General features: G+C 68.8%; 14 protein-coding genes and 2 pseudogenes. 11 read left to right on the forward strand and 5 right to left on the reverse strand.

Going from position 1 to position 14,814, the window contains the following annotated elements; translation table 11 throughout:
• Nucleotides 1-318 precede the first annotated feature (318 nt).
• The 6 genes and pseudogenes from M2266_RS04610 to M2266_RS04635 all read left to right on the forward strand — a co-directional run bounded on the left by M2266_RS04610 (nucleotide 319) and on the right by M2266_RS04635 (nucleotide 5,300).
• The gene (locus M2266_RS04610; RefSeq protein WP_277436959.1) at nucleotides 319-1,314 is read left to right on the forward strand and encodes an alpha/beta hydrolase; all 996 of its coding nucleotides are present in this window, start codon (nucleotides 319-321) and stop codon (nucleotides 1,312-1,314) included.
• A 68-nt stretch (nucleotides 1,315-1,382) separates the two neighbouring features.
• A pseudogene (locus tag M2266_RS04615) lies at nucleotides 1,383-1,984 on the forward strand (flavodoxin family protein).
• A 121-nt stretch (nucleotides 1,985-2,105) separates the two neighbouring features.
• Nucleotides 2,106-2,429 (forward strand): annotated as a pseudogene (locus M2266_RS04620) (nuclear transport factor 2 family protein); the annotation flags it as partial.
• A 24-nt stretch (nucleotides 2,430-2,453) separates the two neighbouring features.
• On the forward strand, nucleotides 2,454-3,152 hold the full coding sequence (locus M2266_RS04625; RefSeq protein WP_277436960.1) for a type 1 glutamine amidotransferase domain-containing protein: 699 nt from the start codon (nucleotides 2,454-2,456) through the stop codon (nucleotides 3,150-3,152).
• A 166-nt stretch (nucleotides 3,153-3,318) separates the two neighbouring features.
• On the forward strand, nucleotides 3,319-4,188 hold the full coding sequence (locus M2266_RS04630; protein ID WP_062246394.1) for a helix-turn-helix domain-containing protein: 870 nt from the start codon (nucleotides 3,319-3,321) through the stop codon (nucleotides 4,186-4,188).
• 179 nt (nucleotides 4,189-4,367) lie between these two features.
• A complete protein-coding gene (locus M2266_RS04635) occupies nucleotides 4,368-5,300 on the forward strand; it encodes an NADP-dependent oxidoreductase (protein ID WP_277436961.1) in 933 nt (310 codons plus the stop codon).
• Nucleotides 5,301-5,391: 91 nt separating this feature from the next.
• On the opposite strand, the gene M2266_RS04640 is transcribed toward M2266_RS04635, so the two are convergent.
• The 3 genes from M2266_RS04640 to M2266_RS04650 form a co-directional block, all read right to left on the reverse strand.
• Nucleotides 5,392-6,354, reverse strand: a complete 963-nt coding sequence (locus M2266_RS04640; protein WP_277436962.1) for an SDR family NAD(P)-dependent oxidoreductase — start codon at nucleotides 6,352-6,354, stop codon at nucleotides 5,392-5,394.
• 56 nt (nucleotides 6,355-6,410) lie between these two features.
• Nucleotides 6,411-7,583, reverse strand: coding sequence for an MFS transporter (locus tag M2266_RS04645; protein ID WP_277436963.1), 1,173 nt, complete (start codon nucleotides 7,581-7,583; stop codon nucleotides 6,411-6,413).
• 178 nt (nucleotides 7,584-7,761) lie between these two features.
• Nucleotides 7,762-7,914 (reverse strand): hypothetical protein, encoded by a 153-nt coding sequence (locus M2266_RS04650; protein ID WP_277436964.1) that lies wholly within the window; start codon nucleotides 7,912-7,914, stop codon nucleotides 7,762-7,764.
• 326 nt (nucleotides 7,915-8,240) lie between these two features.
• Between M2266_RS04650 and M2266_RS04655 the strand changes: the two genes are divergently transcribed.
• Nucleotides 8,241-10,262 carry an MDR family MFS transporter gene (locus M2266_RS04655; RefSeq protein ID WP_277441067.1) on the forward strand — a complete coding sequence of 674 codons (2,022 nt, stop codon included), beginning with the start codon at nucleotides 8,241-8,243 and terminating at the stop codon, nucleotides 10,260-10,262.
• A gap of 158 nt (nucleotides 10,263-10,420) precedes the next feature.
• Here M2266_RS04655 and M2266_RS04660 read toward each other — a convergent pair whose 3' ends face one another.
• Both M2266_RS04660 and M2266_RS04665 read right to left on the reverse strand, forming a co-directional pair.
• The gene (locus M2266_RS04660; protein ID WP_277436965.1) at nucleotides 10,421-11,290 is read right to left on the reverse strand and encodes a helix-turn-helix transcriptional regulator; all 870 of its coding nucleotides are present in this window, start codon (nucleotides 11,288-11,290) and stop codon (nucleotides 10,421-10,423) included.
• A 98-nt stretch (nucleotides 11,291-11,388) separates the two neighbouring features.
• On the reverse strand, nucleotides 11,389-12,261 hold the full coding sequence (locus tag M2266_RS04665) for a helix-turn-helix transcriptional regulator (RefSeq protein ID WP_277436966.1): 873 nt from the start codon (nucleotides 12,259-12,261) through the stop codon (nucleotides 11,389-11,391).
• A gap of 401 nt (nucleotides 12,262-12,662) precedes the next feature.
• Here M2266_RS04665 and M2266_RS04670 point away from each other — a divergent pair, with 401 nt between their 5' ends.
• From M2266_RS04670 to M2266_RS04685, 4 genes are all read left to right on the forward strand, one after another.
• Nucleotides 12,663-12,995 carry a carboxymuconolactone decarboxylase family protein gene (locus M2266_RS04670; RefSeq protein ID WP_277436967.1) on the forward strand — a complete coding sequence of 111 codons (333 nt, stop codon included), beginning with the start codon at nucleotides 12,663-12,665 and terminating at the stop codon, nucleotides 12,993-12,995.
• Between the two features lie 195 nt (nucleotides 12,996-13,190).
• Nucleotides 13,191-14,207: a zinc-dependent alcohol dehydrogenase family protein gene (locus tag M2266_RS04675; RefSeq protein WP_277436968.1), complete on the forward strand. Its 1,017-nt coding sequence runs from the start codon at nucleotides 13,191-13,193 to the stop codon at nucleotides 14,205-14,207.
• Between the two features lie 18 nt (nucleotides 14,208-14,225).
• The gene (locus M2266_RS04680) at nucleotides 14,226-14,423 is read left to right on the forward strand and encodes a nuclear transport factor 2 family protein (RefSeq protein ID WP_277436969.1); all 198 of its coding nucleotides are present in this window, start codon (nucleotides 14,226-14,228) and stop codon (nucleotides 14,421-14,423) included.
• Between the two features lie 21 nt (nucleotides 14,424-14,444).
• Complete coding sequence (locus tag M2266_RS04685) at nucleotides 14,445-14,747, forward strand: nuclear transport factor 2 family protein (RefSeq protein WP_346780942.1); 303 nt, start codon at nucleotides 14,445-14,447, stop codon at nucleotides 14,745-14,747.
• Nucleotides 14,748-14,814 lie beyond the last annotated feature (67 nt).

Here is a 14,814-nt window from a genome sequence, read left to right on the forward strand (position 1 = left end):
TCTCCCACGCAACCCTCGCGCGCATACGGCGTTCTCCCACGCGACCCTCGCGCGCATTCCGACCGAGTCCGGCAGTGAACCGCGGCCGCCACAGCGGAACGGGTAGCAGTGCAGTGCAGGAGCTGCGCATCCCGCGTTCGCCCCAGCAGCGTCCGGCGTACGTCCACGGCATGGCCGTCACGCCGGCGATGCCGTGGTGGCCCACCGCGCACGGGGCAGGAATACCGCGCGCCGGCTTCACACCCCCCGCGGAATGAGACGGAGAGGTGGACACCCGGGAATTCATATCCAGGGGATGATTTCTTCCCCCCATCGCGAGTGGACATCATCTCGGCACCGGCGAATCATGGTGTGCGGACCGCCGATGGGCGGATCGCGGCCGACAAAGGGACGGGCGTCATGGTCGAGGCTGTTTCATTCAAGAACAAGGCAGTAGAGATCGCGGGACACCTCCACCTGCCGGACGATTTCGACGAAGATAAGAAATACCCGGCCCTTGTCGGAATTCATCCGGCCGGCGGTGTAAAGGAACAGACCATCGGCCAGTACGCGAAGCGGCTGGCTTCCGAAGGATTCGTCACCGTGGTCTACGACTCCTCCTACCAGGGAGAGAGCGGCGGCGAACCGCGCCTTCTGGAAGACCCGACGACCAGGGTGGAGGACGCCCGCTGCGCGGCGGACTTCCTCACCACTCTCCCGTACGTGGACACCGAGCGGATGGGCGTCTTCGGCATCTGCGCCGGTGGCGGTTACGCGCTCAGCGTGGCGCAGACCGAACGCCGTTTCAAGGCGGTCGCCACCGTCAGCGCGGCTCCGATGGGCGAGGGTTCCAGGGCCTTCCTGGGGCATACGTCTCCGGTGTCCGAGCAGATCAGGAACCTGGAGATGGCCGCTCAGCAGCGCACAGCGGAGGCGAGGGGAGCGGAGCCCGCCTACGTCCCGTTCGTCCCGGAAACGCTGGAGGAGATCGACGACAACACGCCGGACCTCCTCCGCGAGGGATACGACTACTACCGGACTCCGCGTGGTCAGCATCCCCGTTCCAAGGGCCGCTTTCTGCTGACCAGCATGGACAAGATGTACGCGTTCTCGACGTTCCATCAAATCCCGGAACTGCTGACCCAGCCGCTGCTCCTCATCGCGGGGAGCAAGGCGGACACAAAAGTGTTCAGCGACCAGGCTTACGAGCTTTCCAAGGGCCCGAAGGAACTGTTCGTCGTCGACGGGGCGACTCACATCGCCATGTACGACGTTCCCGAGTACATGGATCAGGCGCTCACCAAGATGGCGAAGTTCTTCGCCGTCCTTCAGTAGAAGGCCCCCAGGGCAAACGCCCGGAGAGCCTAGCCCGCCGTAGAAATCATTCGAGGAGCACCATCACCATGTCCCATCCCGGCCACCCCACCGTCGCCATCGCCTTTCATTCGGGCTACGGCCACACGGCCGTCATCGCCGAAGCCGTGGCGCGTGGTGCGGCGGGAGCGGGCGTCGAGGTCGTCTCGATTTCCGTCGACACCATTACGGACGAGCAGTGGGCACAGCTGGACGCCGCTGACGCGATCGTCTTCGGCGCCCCCACCTATATGGGTACCGCCTCCGCGGCCTTCCACGCGTTCGCCGAGGCCAGCAGCAAGCGCTGGTTCTCCCACTCCTGGGTGGACAAGCTCGCCGCAGGTTTCACCAACTCCGGGGCCAAGAACGGTGACAAGTCGTCCACCCTGGGCTACTTCGCCACGATGGCCGCCCAGCACGGCATGCACTGGATCAGCCTGGGCCTGCATCCGGGCTGGGACTCCACCACGGGCAGCGAGGACGACATCAACCGGCTGGGCTTCTTCCTGGGCGCCGGCGCCCAGAGCCCGACCGACGCCGGCCCGGAGGCGGTCCACAAGTCGGACATCGCCACCGCGGAGCACCTGGGCGCGCCCGCGTCGCACGCCAGACCGCGATCTTCCGCGCCGGGCGGACCGCCCTCGCCGCCTGATCCCAGAACTCTTTCCCCGCTCCATCCATCACCCCCCCGCAAGGAGTACGTCGTGTCCGATTCCCCGAGCCTCGCCCTCATCCGCCGGCTGTACGAATCCGGAATGTCCCCGGAAGTGACCGCCGAGGTCATGGCGCCGGACCTCGTCTGGGACATCACCCCCGGCTTCCCGAACAGCGGCGTCTACCACGGCTGGGACGACGCGGCCAAGAACTTCTTCGGCAGGACGATGCCGAACTACGACTCCTTCGGCGCGGTGCCCGAGGAGTTCTACGCCGACGACGAAGGCCATGTCTTCGTGTTCGGCCACTACCACGCCGAGACGAAGACCGGGAACAAGGCCGACGTCCGGTTCATCCATCTGTGGACCGTCCGTGACGGCAAGGCCGTGAGCATGCGGCAGGCCGCCGACAGCCACATCCTCCAGGAAGCCCTCAAGGGCTGACACCCTCACCAGGAGACGACAACCATGGCGAAGATCCTCTTCGTGATCACCGCGTCCGACCACTGGACGCTGGCCGACGGCACCCGCCAGCCGGCCGGCTTCTGGGCCGAGGAAGCGATCGGCCCCTACCAGGTCTTCAAGGAGGCCGGATACGAGATCGCGGCGGCGACGCCCGGCGGTGTACCGCCGACCGCGGACGCGCTCAGCCTCACCGCCGAGTTCAACGGCGGCGAGGAAGGCGCCGAGCACATGCGGACCGCACTGCGGGAGGCGACCGAGCTGGCGCACCCGATGCGCATCGAGGACGTGAACATCGCCGACTACGTGGCCGTGTTCTATCCCGGTGGCTGGGGCCCGATGGAGGACCTGCCCGACGACGCCGCCTCCGGCAAGCTGCTCACCGAGTGGCTCGCCTCGGGCAAGCCGGTGTCCCTGGTGTGCCACGGCCCCGCAGCACTGCTGGCGACGATCGGCCCGGACGGGACCTCCCCGTTCCACGGTTACCGCCTCACCGGCCTGTCCAACGCCGAGGAGAAGCTGAACGGTCTCGCGGACCGCGCGAAGTGGCTGCTGCAGGACCGCCTCGTGGGCGAACTCGGGGCGGACTACCGCGAGGCCGACCCGTTCACCCCGCACGTCCAGGTCGACCGCACCCTCTACACCGGCCAGAACCCGGTCTCGGCCGTTGCCCTCGCCCAGGAGCTGGTCAAGGCACTGAGCTGACACCTCGGAAAGCTCCAGCCGGTGGCCCGTGGCGTGAGCACGCCACGGGCCACCGGTCCTGCTGCGGGACGTACCACAATCGAGGGGATCGTGCCCACTGGCCGATCAGCCAGGGGACGGATCCGTCCCCCTCACAAGATGCGGCGTTTATGCCAAGCTGAAGGTCATGAACCGCAACCCTCATCTGAACGAGCTGGGTGAGTTCCTCAAGGCTCGTCGCGCTGAGCTCACCCCCTCCGAGGTCGGCCTCCGCGGCGGGCAACGGAGGCGCGTGAAGGGTCTGCGCCGCGAGGAGGTGGCGCTCCTCGCCGCGATCAGCACCGAGTACTACACCCGGATCGAGCAGGGCCGGCTCCAGGCGTCAGCTCCCCTCCTCGACGAGATCGCCCAGGTGCTCCGTCTGAACGACGCCCAGCGCACCTATCTCTTCGACCTCGCGGCGAAGGAGCGAGTGCGCCCGGCCGCGTACCGCGAGCGCCAGCAGGTGGACCCACAGCTGCAGCGCATGCTGGACGACCTCAGCGCCTCCCCGGCCTTCGTCATCGGCCGGTGCACCGACATCCTGGGCTGGAACCGCCTCGCCGCCGCCCTGTGGACCGATTTCGGGCGCTACCCCGAGCAGGAGCGGGTGTTCGTGCGGCTGCTGTTCACCGAACCCTGGATGCGTGAGCTGTACGTCGACTGGGAGGAGGTCACCCGGCTGGCCATCGCCCAGCTGCGCATGGAGAGCGCGCGCTATCCCGACGACCAGCCTCTCACCGCACTGGTCGAGGAACTCTCCGCCCGTGACCCACAGTTCCGGCAGTGGTGGACCGAACACGACGTCGCGATGCGGGGCAACGGCGTCAAAAAGCTGCGTCACCCGGTGGTGGGCGAACTGACGCTCGACTGGAACACGCTCACCTGCGGCACGGACCCCGACCAGCACATCATCGTGTGGAACGCGGAACCCGGCACCCCCTCCCACGACGGGCTACGCCTGCTCGCTTCCTGGACCGCCGACCAGAAACCGTCGGCGTCCGACGCGGCTACCTGAGCCTTCTCTCACGCGTGCCCACAAGGGCTGACCGGCGGTGCGGTGCCACACATGGGGGGGAGGGATACGTCCCCCTTATGGCCGTATCCCGGCCAAGAACCTTCCCCTTTTCCGGGCGTACGCGAGACGGAAAGGTCGGACACCTCAACGACCGCATGTCAGACAATGAGGTGCTTCGCATGAAGGCTGTAGGTTTCACGGAATTCGGTGGGCCGGAGGTGCTTCAGGTTCTGGAGCTGCCTGTCCCGGACGCCGGTCCGGGCGAGGTGCGTATCCGGGTGAGTGCCGCGACCGTAAACGCGGTCGACGCCATTCAGCGCCGCGGACCCGCCAGGTCTCCGGACGCCCGGCCGCCGTTCGTTCCCGGCATGGAGGCCGCCGGTGTCGTGGACCAGATCGGCGCGGGTACGGAGACGGACCTCAGCGTCGGTGACCAGGTGATGGCGTTCGTGCTTGCCGACGGTTCCCGTGGAGCCTACGCCGAGCAGGTCGTCGTACCGGCGGATTCGGTGGTGCGCGCACCCCACGGCGTAAGCGACGCGCAGGCGGCGTCGCTGCCGATGAACGGGCTGACCGCGCGCCTGGCCCTGGACACCCTCGGCCTGGAACCCGGCCAGACCGTCGCCGTCACCGGAGCGGCCGGCGCGGTGGGCGGCTATGCCGTCCAGCTGGCCAAGGCGGACGGGCTGCGGGTGGTGGCCGACGCATCGGAGCAGGACGAGACCCTGGTCAAGGAACTGGGTGCCGACACCGTCCTGCGTCGCGGCGCCGAGTACCCGGACCGGGTACGCGCAGAGGTCCCGGAGGGCGTCGACGGCCTCCTCGACGGCGCGTCGCTCGGCGCTCTCACCGCCCGGGCGGTGCGTGACGGCGGCCGGGTGGTGACACTGCTCGGCTACAACGGTCCCGGCGAACGCGGCATCGTCTACGAGCCGATCGTCGTGTTCCGCTACGCCCGCGAGCACGCCAAGCTCGACCGGCTCCGGCAGCAAGCGGAGGACGGCCAGATCACCCTCAGGGTCGCCAGGACCTTCCCGGCGGAACAGGCCGCCGAGGCACACCGGCTCCTCGCTGCGGGCGGAGTACGTGGCCGACTGGTCCTGACCTTCTGATGCGGGGCACGTACGGGCACTGAGACGACTGCCCTCCACGTCACCCGTGTGTGTGGCCGGGCGTCGCGCGACGTCCGGCCCCACTCACGCGCTACGCGGCGAACGCGTTCACACCCGTCAGCTCCGCCGACAGCTCCCACAGCCGCGCCGCCTGCTCGGGGTCGGTCGCCCAGTCCTTCACACCGCGCATCTCGCCGTCGGCGGGGGCGGGCTCGGCCACGTCGCAGTCCTCGAGGTAGAGACCGCCCAGGCCGGCCAGCTGGGGGGAGTTCGCGGCCCACACCTGCGTGGCCGCGCCCTGCTGAGGGGTCTTGAAGAAGTCCGGGTCGCGCAGGTTGCCGTCCTCGTCGAACCAGCCGAACTCCACCTTCTCCTCCTCGGGCACGTGCCGCAGGAGCGGTGTGATGATGACGCCGGGATGCACGGCGAAGGCGCGGACGCCGAAGTCCTTGCCGAGCCTGTCCAGGTGCACCGCGAAGAGCGCGTTCGCGGTCTTCGCCTGCCCGTACGCCTGCCACTTGTCGTAGCCCCGCTCCCACTGGACGTCGTCCCAGCGGATGCCGGACATGTGATGGCCGCCGGAGGAGACGGAGACGACCCGTGCGCCGTCGGGTTCGAGCGCCGGCCACAGCCTGTTGACGAGGGCGAAGTGACCGAGGTGGTTGGTCGCGAACTGCGCTTCCCAGCCGGGCCCGACCCGGGTTTCGGGGCATGCCATGATCCCGGCGCTGTCGATGACGATGTCGACACTCCTGCTTGAGTCAAGGAACCGCTCCGCGAATCCGCGGACACTCTCCAGGTCGCCGAGATCCAGCTCGTCCACCTCGACGCCGAGGACCCCGTCGAGCGCGCCCCGGGCGTCCGCGGGCCTACGCGCGGGGATGACGACGTGGGCGCCGGCCCGGGTGAGCGCACGGGTGGTCTCCAGGCCGATGCCCGAGTAGCCGCCGGTGACGATCGCGAGCTTGCCGCTCAGGTCGATGCCCTGGAGGACGTCGTCGGCGGTGCTCCTGGCGTCGAACCCGGAGCCGATCTTGTGCTGTGCAGTGGTCATGCGCAATCACTCCTGACTAGAGCAGTGGAAGAAAACTGACGTTCGAGGGAGGGCGTTCATCCGCTTCTCTCGGAGAGGAGCGGTCCGCGGCGGCCGAGGGCCCACACGAGGAGTGCGACGCAGGCGAGGCCGGCGCCGGTCAGCGAGACGGCCGTCCAGCCGGCGGCGGACCACAGGACGGAGGCTGCCGCGGAGCCGGCCGCGCCGCCGAGGAAGTTGCAGGTGACGAAGGCCGTGTTGAGGCGACTCCGGGCCTGGGGCGCGAGCGCGAACAGCCGTGTCTGGTTGAGGATGTTCACGCCCTGTACGGCGATGTCGAGCAGCACGACGGCCACGACGATCCCCACGACGGAACGCTCGGCGAAGGCCGCGACGATGAACGAGACCACGACCGCCGCCCACCCCCACCCGGTCGCCGGCATGGACCGGCCCCGGTCGTGAAGTCGCCCCGCACGCCGGGCGGCCAGCGCCCCGGCCAGACCGACGAGGCCGAACAGGCCGATCACGGAGACCGGGTAGGAGAACGGCTCCGCGCTGAGCAGGAAGGTCAGCCCGGTCCAGAACAGGGTGAAGACGCCGAAGGCGGTGGCGCCGAGGAACAGCGTCCAGCGCACCGCGCGTTCCTGCCGGATCACCTGCCACACCGAGAGCAACAACTGTGGGTAGGGCAGGTTGACCTTCGAGGCGACGGGAGGAATCGCGCGGTGAAGGAGCAACGCGAAGGCGGCGGAGATCGCCGCGGCGACGAAGTAGAGGGCGCGCCATCCGGCCGCGTCCGCGACGAATCCGCTGATGGTGCGGGAGGTGAGGATGCCGATGAGCAGCCCGGAGACCACCGTCCCCACCACGCGCCCGCGGTTGGTGTCGTCGGCGAGGTCACCGGCGAGCGGGGTGAGCAACTGGCCGCTGACGGTCGTCAGCCCTAGGAGAGTGGTCGCCACCAGGAGCGCGCCCAGGGAAGGAGCGATGGCGCAGGCGATGAGCGCGAGGGCAGCGCAGAGCATCATTCCAGGGATGAACCGGCGCCGGTCGAGGACATCGCCGAGCGGGACCAGCAGCAGTGCTCCGGTCGCGTAGCCGATCTGCGTGGCTGTCACGAGCCAACCCGCTGACGCGGTCGAGGCGTGCAGGTCGCCGCCGATGAAGCCGAGCAGCGGCTGTGCCCAGTAGAGGTTGGCGACGGCGGTGCCACCGGCGACTGCGAACAGCAGAGTCAGGCCGCGGCTCATCCTGTTCCCGTCCGCTGTGGAGGGGACTCTCGCGGTGGGCGGCGTGGGGGTGTCCGGAGTAGTCATGGTCGAGTGTCCAGGTGAGTACGGGCCAGTCGGCTGTATCACCGCGAGGTGAAGTGGGCCTGTGCGATGGGGTAATGGCGGAGATCCGTCGGCCTTCCGCGCGATGCCGGGGCTACGCCTGTGCCGGTGGCAGCACGTCACGCACGCGCAGCGCCATGCTGATCATGGGTGGGGACAACACCGCGATGTAGGCGCCGTAGTAGGCAGCGACCAGGGCAACGGGCAGCAACAGGCCAGCCCGCGCCGTGGGGGTGGCTCTGGTCATCCGTGACTCGCTTCCTTCGGCCGAGGCTGCGACAAGGCGCCGCGTTCGGAGGTGCGACGTCCGAACGGCCGAGACGCATCACGACAGCAAGTGCATCTCCGCAGTTCTGAGTTGGACAGTAAATCTCCCAGTGTCGAGGAAAAAGCGAAAGGGGACCTTTTCTTCCCCGGCATGAATTACCCAGGGGATGAATTCCTCCCCCCATACACCGATGTGCACGTGCAGGCCCTGCGGATATGGTCAGCGGCGCGGCCCGGGCGGAAGCAACACGTCCGATTGCCTGTATCGGAGGGAACGGAATTGTGGTCCAGGAGGTAGGCGAACAGGTGGTGGAGCCGCAGTCGGCGGCGGGAAACCGGCACAGGGTGCGGGTGTCCATCGGCGCGTTGCTGCTCGGCATGCTCATCTCGTCCCTGGACCAGACCATCGTGTCCACCGCTTTGCCGACGATCGTCAGTGACCTCGGCGGAATGAGCCACCTGTCGTGGGTCGTCACCGCCTACCTGCTCGCCTCGACCGCCGCGACCCCGCTGTGGGGCAAGCTGGGCGACCAGTACGGGCGCAAGAAGCTGTTCCAGGCCGCGATCGTGATCTTCCTGATCGGATCGGCGCTGTGCGGTCTGGCGCAGGACATGCCGCAGCTGATCACGTTCCGCGCGCTTCAGGGGCTCGGCGGCGGTGGCCTGATGGTCCTGTCGATGGCGATCGTCGGCGACATTGTGCCGCCCCGGGACCGGGGCCGCTACCAGGGCCTGTTCGGTGCCGTCTTCGGCGCGACCAGCGTGCTGGGGCCGTTGCTCGGCGGGCTGTTCGTGGACCGTCTGAGCTGGCGCTGGGTCTTCTACATCAACCTGCCCGTCGGTGCCGTCGCCCTCGTGGTGATCGCCGCCGCGCTGCGGATCCCGGTCCGGTCGCAGAAGCACCGGATCGACTACCTGGGGACGCTTCTGATCGCGTCCGTCGCCACCTGCCTGATCCTGGTGACCTCGCTCGGCGGCCGGACCTGGGGATGGACATCGGCCCCGTTGATCGGGACCGCGGCCTTGGGTGCCGTACTGCTCGTGTGGTTCCTGGCCGTCGAGCGCAGGGCCGCCGAACCGGTGCTGCCGTTGAAGCTGTTCCGCATCCGTACCTTCGCGCTGTCCTCGGCGATCAGCTTCGTGATCGGCTTCGCGATGTTCGGTGCGATGACCTACCTGCCGACGTTCCTCCAGGTCGTGCAGGGGGTGTCGCCCACCATGTCGGGTGTGCACATGCTGCCGATGGTGCTCGGGCTGCTGCTGACGTCCACACTGTCCGGCCAGGTCGTCTCCCGTACCGGGCGGTGGAAGATCTTCCCGGTGCTCGGCACCGCCGTCACCGCCGCGGGGCTGTTGCTGCTGCACCGGCTCGATGAGTCCTCCGGCAACCTCGAGATGAGCCTATGCTTCTTCGTCTTCGGCTTCGGGCTCGGCCTGGTCATGCAGGTGCTCGTGCTCATCGTGCAGAACGCGGTGTCGTACGAGGATCTGGGGGTCGCCACCTCGGGGGTCACGTTCTTCCGGTCGATCGGCTCCGCGTTCGGCGTCGCCGTCTTCGGCACGGTCTTCACCAGCCGGCTCGACGACAAGCTGCACGACGTGTTCACCGGCCCGGCCCAGTCCCGGTCGGCCGCCGTGCTCGAGGCCGACCCACGTGCCATGGACCGGCTCCCGCCCGAGCTGCGCCCGTCCGCGCTGCACGCGTACGCCACATCGATCACCGACGTGTTCCTCTACGCTGCCCCGGTCGTCCTGCTCGCCTTCGCGCTGACCTGGCTCCTCAAGGAGGACAGGCTGCGCGGCTCGGTCACCGCGCCCGACCTGGCGCAGACCCTCAGCGTCCACCCCGTGCACCGCTCCTCGCGTGAGGAGGCGCATCGGGCCCTGTCAGTCCTCGGGTCACGAAACGGACGGCGCGGCATCTACGAGAAGATCACCGCCGCAGCCGGATACGACCTCCTGCCCGCTTCCAGCTGGCTACTGCTGCGGGCCCTACGACCGGACAGGTCATTGCCGCCGGCACGGCTCGCCGAGTACAGCCAGGTGCCGCTGCCGGTGATCCAGACCGCCCTGCAGCAGATCGAGCAGCGGCAGTTGGCCACGATCGAGGGCACGGACCTGACCCTCACCGACGCGGGCCGCGACGCCGCGGCCCGGCTGTCGGCGGCCCGCCGGGACTCTCTCGCCGAGCTGCTCGGCGACTGGTGGGCACCCGACCAGCCGACGGACCTGGTCGAACTGGTCGACGAGTTGTCGTCGCAGCTCTCCGGCTCCGACGGGGAACGACCGCGCCTCCCGGCGCCCGGGGAACACGCTCGTCGCACCTGATCCCGGGGCATGCGCCACTCCGGATGGGGAGGGGCAGCGTCTCTCCCCGCGCCGGGCCGGGGCCCCTCCACGTGCGGTCGCCCGGAAGCCCCATGGCGGCTATGGGTCCGTCCCGACGGACCTGTGGCTGCGCGGTGGCACACCTGGTCCCTTAGGCCTCAGGCTGCCGCGTCCTGTGCGGGCCGGTCCGAGTCGGCGGTCCATGACGCCAGGAACAGAAGCCCGTCGTGGGACGGGGCCCCGGGATCGGCGGTCGCGACGACCAGTTTCTGTGTGGGGTCGGCGGTGCAGGTCAGGGTGTCCCAGTCGAGGGTGAGGTCGCCGACGATCGGGTGGCGCAGCCTCTTGGTGCCCATCCGCAGGCCGTTCATCTGTCGGCCCGCCCACCACTGCCGGAAGTCGGCGTCGGTGACCGACAACTCGCCGACGAGTGCGGCCAGCTTCGGGTCGCCGGGGTACCGGGCGGCCTCCAGGCGCAGATGGGTCACGCAGATTCGGGCGTTCGTCCTCCAGTCGAGGCAGAGCTCACGGAAGGCCGGGTCGGTGAACATCAGCCGCGCGTAGTTGCGCCTGTTCGCGGGGAGCTTGTCGAAGTCGGTGAGCAGAGCGGCTGCCAGAGGATTCCAGGCGAGGATGTCCAAGTGCCGGCCGAGGACGAGTGCGGGGGTCGTGGACAGTTCGTCCAGGATGCGTCTGAGCTGCGGATGGACCTTCTGCGCCGGCCGGCGACGCGGTTCGCACGTGCCCCTTGCCGCCAGCTCGAACAGGTGGTCGCGCTGGGCGTCGTCGAGGTGCAGGACGCGGGCGAGCGTGGCGAGCACCGTCCTCGGCACGGGGGTGCGCCCCTGTTCCAGCCGCGCGTAGGCACGCGTGCTGATCCCCACCAGTTGAGCGACCTCCTCACGGCGCAGCCCGGGCACTCGCCGGGGCGCCCCGGACTCGGGCAGACCGACGGTCCGCGGGCTGAGCTGGGCCCGGCACACCTTGAGGAATTCTCCCAGTTCAGGCAAATGTTCTTCGGTGTACATAACAGCGAGTGTCGCAGTATCCAGTCGAAATGTAAGGGGGAGAGTTTTGTCCCAGGTCTGTCGCCTGTCGAATCGCAGGGGCCGCCGAGACCTTCGTATCAGCCGGTCTCACCGGCCTGATCGGTGAGACCGGGCCGACCGGTGGCCCGCGAGGCGAGGGCGCTCAGTCCGTCGTACGACGGCGTGCCTGGCTCCGCCGTCCAGACGACGAGTGCCTGATCGGGGTCGCCGCCGCAGATGAGCGTGTCCCAGTCCAGGACGAGTTCGCCCACGACAGGATGGTGGAACCTCTTGACGCCCGCCCTGCGTGACGGCGCGTGACGGCCTCCCCACCACCGACCGAAGTCACTGTCCTCCACGGAGAGTTCCCCGACCAAGCTGATCAGCCCCGGGTCCTCGGGACGTTTGGCGGTCTCCATGCGCAGATGGGACACACAGTCACGGGCGACGGCCCGCCAGTCCGCGTAGAGCGTCCGCATGGAGGGATCGGTGAAGAGGATGCGGACGCAGTTCCGCCTGCCTTCCGGCACCTTCGCGAAATCGGTGAACAAGGCGGCAGCGAGCGGATTCCAGGCCAGGATGTCCATACGGCGACCGATCACCACACCGGGACTCACGGTGAGATCGTCGAGCAGGCGGAGCAGCTGCGGGTGCGCCTTCTGTGCGGCTGGTCGGCGGTGTCGTGCTCGTTGCCGGCCGGCCAGTTCGAACAGGTGGTCACGCTGGTGATCCGACAGGCGCAGGACCTGGGCGAGAGCGGCCAGCACCGATGCGGACGGCTGGATACGGCCCTGCTCCAGCCGTGTGTAGTAGTCGCTGCTGATGGCAGCGAGCAGGGCGACCTCCTCTCTGCGCAGACCGGGCACACGCCGACCACCGGTGTCGGGCAGACCGACGGTACGCGGGGTCAGCTCGGCCCTCCGCGCCTTGAGGATTTCTCCCAGCTCACTCAGATGCGCGTCGCCGGCCATGACTCCAGTGTGGCATCGGTCGGTCACTGGAAGGGGGGTAAGGATTTCTCCCCTGGATACGGGATTCCCCGGATGGAATTCTCCCCTTTGCGGGTTCCCGTGAAAGTGGCAGGGTCTGTGGCGTGTTCGGTGACCGGAACCGGCCTGCGGAGCGCACACACCCCGGATGAGCGGGAAGGCCGACCTCCGGCAAGAATGATTTCCCGGATGTCACCGATAACCGATATCCAGCATTCCTGAGGCGGGCGGAGGAGCCGAGACGGCCGACTCGAAGGTTACGTACATCCCCTCCGCCCTCGTCGGGCTCGCCTTGTTCTTCGGTGAGCAGCCCATCCAGCCCCGGTCGAAGGCCGGGCTGCGCACAGTCCCCCCACCCGAAAACATGCCAGGAGCACCACCTCATGTCCGAACGGAAGAAGTTCGCGCCGCCGGCGATCCAGGAGTTCGCCCCCAAGCTCGCGGAGGTGACCGACACCGTCCTGTTCGGCGACATCTGGGAGCGGCCGGGTCTGTCCCCACGCGACCGCAGCCTCGTCACCGTCACCGCTCTGGCCTCCCTGTACCGAACCGACCAGCTCGGCTTCCACCTCGGCAAGGCCCTGGAGAACGGTCTCACCAAGGACGAGCTGGTCGAGGTCATCACGCATCTGGCCTTCTACGCCGGATGGCCCAACGCCATGACCGCGATGACCCAGCTCAAGGAGATGGTGGAGAAGGCCGACCAGTCCGGCTGACGTCTCTTCGCCGCCCGCACGTCGCAGGCTCTCCCCCACACGCAACCGCCGTCACGCGCCCGGCGGCGGCTTCCGGAGACGGCCGGCACAGCCTGGCTCGCACACGTCTCCGACCACGACCCCAACGGCCCGCGTTTCCGCACCCGCGCCCACCCCTGACGGCACGACAGACACGACGAGAGCTGGGAAGGCACCATGCGAGCAACCATCATTCACGCGCCGGGTGACATCCGGGTGGAGAACGCCCCCGAGCCGAAGATCACGGCGCCGACGGACGCGGTCCTCCGTATCGTCGCCGCCTGTGTGTGCGGCTCCGACCTGTGGAGCTACCGGGGCGTCCTGCCGGTCGCCGAGCCGCAGCCGATCGGCCACGAGTACGTCGGCATCGTCGAGGAGGTCGGCAACGACGTCTCCAGCGTCAGGCAGGGACAGTTCGTCATCGGTTCCTTCGTCGCCTCCGACAACACCTGCCCGATCTGCCAGGCCGGCTACCACACCTCCTGCCAGCACGCGCAGTGGGTGAACGGCGCCCAAGCCGAGTACCTGCGCGTCCCCCTCGCCGACGGCACCCTGGTCACCACCCCGGAGCAGCCGGCCGACGAGCTGATCCCCAGCCTGCTGACCCTGTCCGACGTCATGGGCACCGGCTGGTACGCCGCCAAGGCCGCCGAGGTCGAGCCCGGTTCGACGGCCGTGGTCGTCGGTGACGGCGCGGTGGGCCTGTGTGGGGTCATCGCCGCCAAGGAACTGGGCGCCGAGCGCATCATCGCCATGAGCCGACACGAGTCCCGGCAGAAGCTGGCCCTGGAATTCGGCGCCACCGACATCATCACCGAGCGGGGTGAAGAAGGCGTCGCCCGCGTGAAGGAGCTGACGAACGGCATCGGCGCCGACTCGGTGCTCGAGTGCGTCGGCACGCAGGAGTCGATGCGCCAGGGCCTGCAGTCCGCGCGTCCGGGTGGCAACGTCGGCTTCGTCGGCTTCCCGCACGGCACGCAGATCGACGGCCAGGAGCTCTTCTTCTCCCACGTCGGCCTGCGCGGTGGCCCCGCCCCCGTGCGCGCCTACCTTCCCGACCTGATCGGCCGCGTCCTCGACGGCCGTATCAACCCGGGCAAGGTCTTCGACCTCACCCTGCCCCTGGACGAGGTCGCAGAAGGCTACAAGGCCATGGACGAGCGCCGCGCCATCAAGACGCTGCTGCGTCCCTGACCTGAAGCCCCGGGGGTGGTGGGCGCCCAATCAGCCGCGCCCACCACCCCCGGCACCACCGAGCACCAGCGGCCGCTTGCCGTCGCAGCCGCCGAGCAGAACGGACCGACAGCCATGACCAGCGAGGCGATCGCCACCGTCGAGGCATACTTCGAGGCCTTCGGCACGCGCGACATGGAGCGCGTCCTCTCCCACTTCACCCCCGACGCGACTTGAACGATCCCGGGCGATCCCGCCCTGACCCCCTGGGCCGGGAGCCGCACCGGACCGGAGGAGATCCGGCAGTCCCTCACCGCCTTCTTCTCCGCCGTCGAGCCGCTCGCGTTCGAACTGGGCACCATGCTGGAGATCGACGGACAGGTCCCGGCACCGGGCCGGTACACCTCCCGGTTCCACCCCTCGGGACAGGTACTCGAAAGCGAGATGATCCTGCGCCTCACCGTCACCGACGGACTGATCACCGACTACCGCGTCTTCGAGGACTCACTCGGCATCACCCGCACCCACCTCGGTGACCCGCTCACCAGCACCCCTGGCTGACCACGAGTCCTCCTGCACCCTCCACCACAGCGGCGCCTGCCCCACGCCCTGCCCGGCCCCAGGAGTT

Source organism: Streptomyces sp. SPB162 (assembly GCF_029504575.1).
Taxonomy (GTDB): domain Bacteria; phylum Actinomycetota; class Actinomycetes; order Streptomycetales; family Streptomycetaceae; genus Actinacidiphila.